Genomic DNA, 7696 nt, shown 5'->3' with positions numbered 1-7696 from the left:
ACCGATGTCATGTGCTTTTTGAACTTATTTAATGAATTTTACAGCCGGGACACCAGCAAGAAGGTCAAGGCGGTCAAGAGAGCCTGTGCCGAAAACGGAAAATTTATGGGAACCTACCCCGCCTATGGCTACCGGCGCGACCCGCTGGATAAGCACCATCTTGTGATTGACGAGGAAACCGCGCCGGTTGTGCGCCGTATCTTTGAGATGCGGGCATCAGGCATGGGATTCCACGCCATCGCGGTGGCGCTCAATGAAGAAGGGATTCAGCCGCCCGGTGTGCTGTACTACCAGCGAAAGGGCCAGAGCGACCCCCGCAGGGTCAACCACAAATGGGCTGACCAGACGGTTAAAAACATGGTCCGCAACGAGGTCTACATCGGGAACATGGTACAGGGCAAAAGCGGCACACTCTCCTATAAATCCCGCAAGCTCGTCAATAAATCGGAGGACGAGTGGATTCGGGTGGAGGGGACCCACAAGGCCATTATTTCGCGGGAACTGTGGGACACCGTAGCCAGTATCGGCAAAAAGAAGGTGCGGAAAAGCACTCCGTCCGATGGCTGCAAGAGCATCTTCACCGGCCTTGTGTACTGTGCCGACTGCGGTTTCAAAATGCGGAACCATATCGAAAAGTTCACCTATAAGGATGGCAGGCCGGGACGGTACAGTTCTTTCATCTGCGGCAACTACTCCCGCAGCGGAAGGGGCGCGTGTACCATCCACACCATCTATGAAACGGTGCTGAACCAGCTGGTATTGGAGGACATCCGGGAAAAGGCCCGCTTTGCGGAATATGACCCGGACCGGCTGATGGGCGAGATTCTCCGGCTGAAGGAGAAAGAATCCCACACCCGGCTTTTCTCCTATGAGCAGGAATTAAAATCCTCCTTAGCCCGTATTTCCGATTTGGAACGTCTGATGCAGAATCTCTACGAGGATAAATGCACCGGCTCCATCCCGCAGACGGTATTTCAGACCCTGATGCAGAAATATGAAGCGGAACGGGCAGAAAAGGCGGAGGCAGTCCCGGAACTGGAAAGGAAAGTCCGGGCGCACCTGGAAAACCAGGTGGATACCGACCGCTGGCTGGAAATTATCCGGCGCTATACCGAAATCTCGGAACTGGACGAAACCATTCTCTTTGAACTGGTAGACCGGATCGAGGTTGGCGATACCCAGAAGGTCAACGGGCAGCGGATTTGTGAGGTCAAGGTGTACTACCGCTATGTCGGGAATGTGGACGGGGCGCTGGCACAGAAAAGGGGGCAGGATTATGGCGAAGCAATATAAAGTCGGTATCTACTGCCGCCTGAGTGTGGATGACGCTTCCAATTCCGCAAAAGCGAAGGGCTATATTCCCAGCGATGAATCGGTGAGCATTGAGAACCAATATGAAATCCTCTCCAAATTCGTCATGCTCAACGGCTGGATCGAGGTCAAGACCTATCAGGACGATGGGTACAGCGGCGGCAATTTTCAGCGGCCCGGATTTTTGGAAATGCTGGAGGACGCAAGGCATGGCCTGATTAACCTGATTCTGGTAAAGGACCTTTCCCGTTTAGGCAGGGATTTTGTGGAGGTGGGCCGTTATACGGACGTCATTTTCCCTTCCCTCGGATGCCGGTTCGTGTCGGTTCTGGACTGCCTGGACAGCGAGGGGGACAACACCGATATGCTGCACTTCCGCAGTCTGATGAATGACTACCATCTCAAGGACCTGTCCAGCAAGGTCAAGTCGGTGCTTCATGCCAAGAAGAAAAACGGCCAGTATCTTGCCGCCTACGCTCCCTACGGATACCGTAAGAGCGAGGAGGACAGACACAAGCTGGTCATTGACGGGGAATCCGCCGCTGTTGTGCGGCAGATATTCCAGATGCGTCAGTCCGGCATGGCCTATGGGAAAATCGCCGCCGCCCTGAATGAGAAAGGGATTCTCCCTCCCCGCTGGTACTGGGCGGTCCATTACGGAAATGGCAGCTGCAAGTATTCCCGGCTGTGGGCTTACGCAACCGTCCGAAGCCTTCTGAACGATGATATTTATGTCGGTACGCTCACACAGAACTGCACCGGCTCCCGTTCCTATAAAGACAAGACCATGATAAGGAAACCGGAATCGGAATGGATTTCCCATGAGGGCGCGCACGAGGCAATTATCGGGCCGGAGCTGTGGGAGGCTGTCCAGAAAATCAATCAGGCGGCGAAACAGATTTCCGCTAACAATACGCCGCCCCAAGCATCTCTGTTTACCGGAAAGTTGGTCTGTGCGGACTGTGGGCATCCTCTGGTTGCCGCCCGCGAAACACAGCGCCGGAAAAATGGCACTGTCAAGCACTATACTTCTTATTTCTGCTCCCGGTTTGCCACTACCGGACATAGCGTTTGCTCATGGCACCGGATTTTTGAGATCAGCTTGAAAAACCTGGTGCTGAGTGAAATCCGGGCGCATGGCAAAGCGGTTGCAGCCGATGAAGCCGCTGTACTGGATAAGCTGAAACAGCACATCCAATCCGCAAGCGCCGCGCAACAAGAGGACTGCCGACAGGAAATCAGCCGTTTGCGGCGGCGTTTGGAGGAGTTGGAACAGATCACCGCAAAACTTTATGAAGATAAGGTAAGCGGGGCAATCAGCGGCGATTCCTTCTCGGTTCTGATTCAAAAGAACGAGCAGGAACGCATCCAGAAATCGGAACGCCTGGACAGTCTGTTAGCCGGGGAACGGAAAGCCCAGCAGGACATCGCCAATATCCACCAGTGGGTCGGAACCATCCGGCAGTATCTGGACTTGCAGGAACTGAACCGGGAAATCATTGAGGAACTGATTGACCGTATTGAAGTTGGAGAACGAACCATCATAGACGGTCAAAGACACCAGGACATTAAAATCTACTACCGCTTTGTTGGGCTGGTGTGATCGGGCAAAAAAAGCGCCTGACCGCATCAGCAGCCAGACGGAAACATTCTGTAACAGCAGCGATATTTGATTGTTGCACACTGATTTGTCGAATTGGAGAGAAATTAGCAGTTTACCCCTCCCAAATGCCTCGTGTTCTTGAATATGTTGCGGATTGCGGTAAATTCACTATCTCCTTTTGCGCTGTCCACTCCGTCATTTACGGCGATAAAGTGAACATCATATTCTGGAAATACCATTTCACTGATATGGACAAGATCATAAAACCATGCGGAGTTGCTGACAAACCAAAAGTGCGCCAAGGGAAAAATTTCCTTTTGCGCACTTTTCAACATCAGGAAGAAAATGAAGATATTTTACAAGCCAGCAGTAATCCTATCTGGTATAATAGGCATCATCAAGGAGGAAAGCCGCATGAAAAAAGAAGTACGAACGGTGGTCTACGATGATGAACTCCGTATTGAGGCTTATCGTTTTGAGGGCATCGTACAGCCTTTTCCGAACCATTTTCACGAATACTATGTGATTGGTTTCATGGAAGATGGGGAGCGTGTCCTGTCCTGCAAAAATCAGGAGTACACCATCAAAAGGGGCGATGTTCTTCTGTTCAACCCGGGAGATAACCACGCCTGTGTTCAGAGTGACGGCGGTACGCTGGATTATCGGGGCTTCAACATCACCAAGGAGGTTATGCTGGATTTGGCGGAGGAAGTTACCGGCAGACGGGTGCTGCCTGGATTTTCCCAAAACGTAATCTCTGATGAAGAAGTCACCTGCTATTTGCGCCCCCTTCATGAACTGGTAATGAAAGGTTCCAACGAGTTTGGGAAAGAGGAAACCCTGCTCCTCCTGACCTCTCTGCTGATCCAGCAATACGGCCAGCCTTTTGAGAGTTGTGTCCCGGAGTGCCGGGAGGAAATTGAAAAAGCCTGTGCCTTTATGGAACAGCATTATGCCGAGCGGATTTATCTGGAACAGATTTGCCACCGCGCCGGATTGAGCAAATCCACCCTGCTCCGGGCCTTTGCCCTCTCAAAAGGCGTCACACCGTACAGCTATCTGGAAAACATTCGCATAGGCAGGGCTAAAAAACTTTTAGAGCAAGGCGTTCCCCCCGTTGAGGCGGCGCTGCAAACCGGCTTCTCCGACCAGAGCCATTTTACCAATTATTTCAACCGATTTATTGGGCTGGCCCCCGGAATTTATCGGGACATATTCAGGGACACGGAGGAAATGCCGCATGAAGGGTAACGGAACAGTGGGCCATCTCTCCGCCCTTCTTACAATCATCATTTGGGGGACGACCTTTATCTCCACCAAAATTCTGCTGGCCGACTTCCAGCCGGTAGAGATATTGTTCTTTCGCTTCGTCATGGGACTGCTGGCCCTGTTGGTTGTTTATCCCCAACCTTTGAAAGGGACGAACCGGCAACAGGAATTGACCTTTGCCGCAGCGGGACTGTGCGGGATATGCCTTTACTATCTGTTGGAGAATATCGCACTCACCTACACAATGGCCTCCAATGTCGGGGTGATTATTTCCATAGCCCCGTTTTTCACGGCGCTCCTATCCCATCTGTTTCTGAAAGAGGAAAAGCCCCATGCCAGCTTTTTCATTGGCTTTGTAGTGGCTATGGCCGGGATCGCTTTAATCAGCTTCAACGGCTCCAAGCTGGAGCTGAACCCCGCCGGGGACTTGCTGGCACTGCTGGCCGCACTGATTTGGGCCTGTTATTCTGTGCTGACAAAGAAAATCAGCGGTTACGGCTACCACACCATTCTTACAACCCGGCGAATGTTCTGCTATGGCATCTTGTTCATACTCCCGACACTATTCCTGTTTGACTTCAAGCTGAATTTGATAAGATTTGCAAATCCTGTGTACCTGTTCAACATTCTGTTTTTAGGGTTGGGCGCATCGGCTCTGTGCTTTGTCACCTGGAATTTTGCGGTCAAGGCGTTGGGAGCGGTCAAGACGAGCGTTTATATCTATATGGTTCCCGTGATTACGGTAGTAACTTCCGTGGCAATTCTCCATGAGAAAATCACCGCCCTGGCCGCTGTCGGGACGGTTTTGACGCTGGCGGGTCTGCTCCTGTCGGAGAGCAAACTATTTTTGAGAAAAGAGGCAAAGCAAAATGGACTGGCAAAATGAAAAGTGCGTCATGGTCATTGACGAGAGCCTGCCCCTGGGTATCATCGCAAATACGGCGGCGATCATGGGGATTACCCTGGGAAAGAAAATGCCGGAGGTGGTAGGGGCTGACGTTACCGACCAAAGCGGCAACGAACATCTTGGCATCATAGAATTTCCTGTGCCCATCCTGCGCGGTTCACCGGAGATTATCAAGCAGATACGGGAAAAACTCTACCAGCCTGATTTTCAAGATTTGACGGTGGTGGATTTCTCCGATCTGGCCCAGGGCTGCAAGACCTATGGCGAATTTATTGAGAAGATGGGCCACGCTCCCGAAAGTAACCTACAATATTTCGGCATCGCAATTTGTGGCCCAAAGAAAAAGGTCAATAAGCTGACCGGGAATATGGCTTTACTGCGATAAACCAATATGTAGATTAGCCGGTGTTCCCTGCGGTTCTTACTATAAATGGCTTAGATATCGTCTACACAAGAAGTTAGGATTGTGATAGAATGGAACTATCTAAAAAGACCGGGGACAGAAAGATGGATGCATCCTATCACAGACATGATATAAACGATAAAGTGGGAATTGCTTGAACCACATTTGCCGGGACAACGAGGCCAGTGGGGCGGGATCGCTTAGGATAACCGCCGTTCTATCAATGCGGTGTTTTGGGTATTGCGAACTGGGGCGCCCCGGCGTGACCTGCCTCCCGATTACGGGAAGTGGGGCAGTGTTCATCAGAGGTTCATCCGTTGGCGTAGAAAAGGTGTTTGGGAAAAACTCTTGGAAATTCTGATCGATGAGCCGGATTATGAATGGCTGATGATCGACGCCAGCCACATCAAGGTACATCCCCACGCAGCGGGAGCAAAAGGCGGCAATCAGGATATGTCCAAGACAAAAGGGGGCTTAACACCAAAATACATCTGGCCGTGGATGCGCATGGTATGCCAGTCCGAATCCTTATTACAGAGGGTACCCGAGCGGATTGTAAAGAAGCTGTCCACCTGATAGAAGGCATTTCCGCAGAAACCCTGTTGGCAGACCGGGGTTATGACACAAATGATATCCTGTCCTATGCGGTTTCAGCGGGGGTGGAACCCGTAATTCCACCGAAGAAGAACCGTAAAGAACAGCGCGGCTATGATAAATATCTCTATAAACTGCGCCGCTTGGCAGAAAACTGCTTTCTATCTTTGAAACGCCGGAGAGGTCTTGCCACCCGCTATGCCAAGACCTCCGATGCTTTTATCGCCGCGATACATGTTCGTTGTATCGCTATTTGGGCTGCTATCCGTTCTTAACCCGTGTAGATGCTATCTAAGATGATAAAATAAAGCACATGAAAAGGCATGAAATAAGCGAAAAACAAAAGAAGGCCATCTGAGATGTAATGTATAAAGGGTGGTTTCACCAAGCCACTACATTACATTGGCTGACGGTTCATTTGTAGCAAAATGGCATAGGCTGGAAAGGCGGTGATCGACCAGCAGGAAGGAACCGAAACAGGAGCGTCCGGGGATGACCTGGGCGCTCCGCTCTCTTTGCCGGCCAAGGGCCGATGGTGGTACTGCCTGACGGCGGCTGTGCGCTCTCCGGGGGCGGCTCCGCCGGGGGTGTCCATCCCCTGCCGGTATATACCAGCAGACGCCAACGGCGGCTTGTGCATCGGGCGGAGTTGCGCCGATGCACTGAGGGCTTGGGGGCCGTCGGCCACCAACAAGCTGCGCCGGGTATACACCGGTGCATTGCTTGCTACTACTATTAATGCCTATAAACGGAAGTTGAATGTCATTCGCTTTTGCGGTATACTGAACTCGTGATAAATCGACAAATCGGAACATGAATGTTTGGAAAGGGAAAAGAAGGAAAATGAATGTTTCGTTATTCTCAAACCAATATCTTGTTCGAAAGATGTGCGCCAATGATGTAGCGGAAGTATACACATTATGCTATAAAAACAGTCTATACTATCAATACTGTCCACCGTTTGTATCAGAACAGAGCATTATGAATGATATGAATGCGCTCCCACCCAACAAGGAAATGTGCGATAAGTATTATCTGGGATTTTATGATGGGGAAAAACTGATTGCTGTGATGGATTTCATCATGGCCTACCCGGATGAATTAACAGCCTTTATTGGATTTTTTATGACGGATGTGTCCATACAGAATACTGGAACAGGGAGCAAGATTATCAATGGCCTGTGTGCTTATCTGTTCCGTATTGGGATGGCGAATGTCCGCCTTGGTTGGGTAAAAGGGAATCCTCAAGCAGAACATTTTTGGTACAAAAATGGTTTTAGAGAAACAGGAGTTACATATGATACCGAAAACTATACCGTAATTGTTGCCCAACGAGGTTTATGAATTCCAGTTTATCGGGGGATTTCATCTTTTGGGTGAAATCCCCCCTTGACAAATGTTCTCCTGGTGGAAAATCTGTTCCTCAAACTCAAAAACAACCGCCGCTTTGCTACCAGATATGAGAAGGAAGCTCTCTATTTCCGTGCTGTTGTCTGTCTTGCCTGGTAACTTTGACGGTTTTAAAACAGGCTCTAGAGCCTTGTTTTAAAATCATCAAAGTAATCAAACGGGGATACCGGAAAAGCACCTTTCGGTTCTGGCTGCTGGT

At 50.4% G+C, this 7696-nt stretch carries 6 protein-coding genes and 2 pseudogenes; 7 read left to right on the top strand and 1 reads right to left on the bottom strand.

All coding sequences use genetic code 11. The features are described 5' to 3' along the window. Positions 1 to 1293: recombinase family protein (locus C814_RS13665; protein WP_016315935.1), on the top strand; the 1293-nt coding region annotated here is incomplete at its 5' end. Then, complete coding sequence (locus C814_RS13660) at positions 1277 to 2914, top strand: recombinase family protein (protein WP_016315934.1); 1638 nt, start codon at positions 1277 to 1279, stop codon at positions 2912 to 2914. The genes C814_RS13665 and C814_RS13660, both read left to right, overlap by 17 nt. A gap of 140 nt (positions 2915 to 3054) precedes the next feature. Here the strand turns inward: C814_RS13660 and C814_RS24935 are convergent. Then, a pseudogene (locus C814_RS24935) lies at positions 3055 to 3159 on the bottom strand (resolvase); the annotation flags it as partial. A 169-nt stretch (positions 3160 to 3328) separates the two neighbouring features. Between C814_RS24935 and C814_RS13655 the strand changes: the two are divergent. From C814_RS13655 to C814_RS13630, 5 genes and pseudogenes are all read left to right on the top strand, one after another. Next, positions 3329 to 4165 (top strand): helix-turn-helix domain-containing protein, encoded by an 837-nt coding sequence (locus tag C814_RS13655; RefSeq protein WP_016315933.1) that lies wholly within the window; start codon positions 3329 to 3331, stop codon positions 4163 to 4165. Next, positions 4155 to 5069, top strand: coding sequence for a DMT family transporter (locus tag C814_RS13650; RefSeq protein WP_016315932.1), 915 nt, complete (start codon positions 4155 to 4157; stop codon positions 5067 to 5069). The genes C814_RS13655 and C814_RS13650 overlap by 11 nt, the downstream gene beginning before the upstream one ends. After that, positions 5053 to 5475, top strand: a complete 423-nt coding sequence (locus C814_RS13645) for a DUF2000 domain-containing protein (protein WP_016315931.1) — start codon at positions 5053 to 5055, stop codon at positions 5473 to 5475. The genes C814_RS13650 and C814_RS13645 overlap by 17 nt, the downstream gene beginning before the upstream one ends. Positions 5476 to 5597: 122 nt before the next feature. Next, positions 5598 to 6362: pseudogene (locus C814_RS22980) on the top strand (IS5 family transposase). A gap of 706 nt (positions 6363 to 7068) precedes the next feature. Then, positions 7069 to 7431: a GNAT family N-acetyltransferase gene (locus C814_RS13630; protein ID WP_242829009.1), complete on the top strand. Its 363-nt coding sequence runs from the start codon at positions 7069 to 7071 to the stop codon at positions 7429 to 7431. Positions 7432 to 7696: the final 265 nt, after the last annotated feature.

It is taken from the genome of Anaerotruncus sp. G3(2012), assembly GCF_000403395.2.
Taxonomy (GTDB): Bacteria; Bacillota; Clostridia; order Oscillospirales; family Ruminococcaceae; genus Anaerotruncus.
The sequence above is the reverse complement of the archived record's forward strand: the minus strand, read 5'-3'. Positions and strand labels throughout refer to the sequence as shown.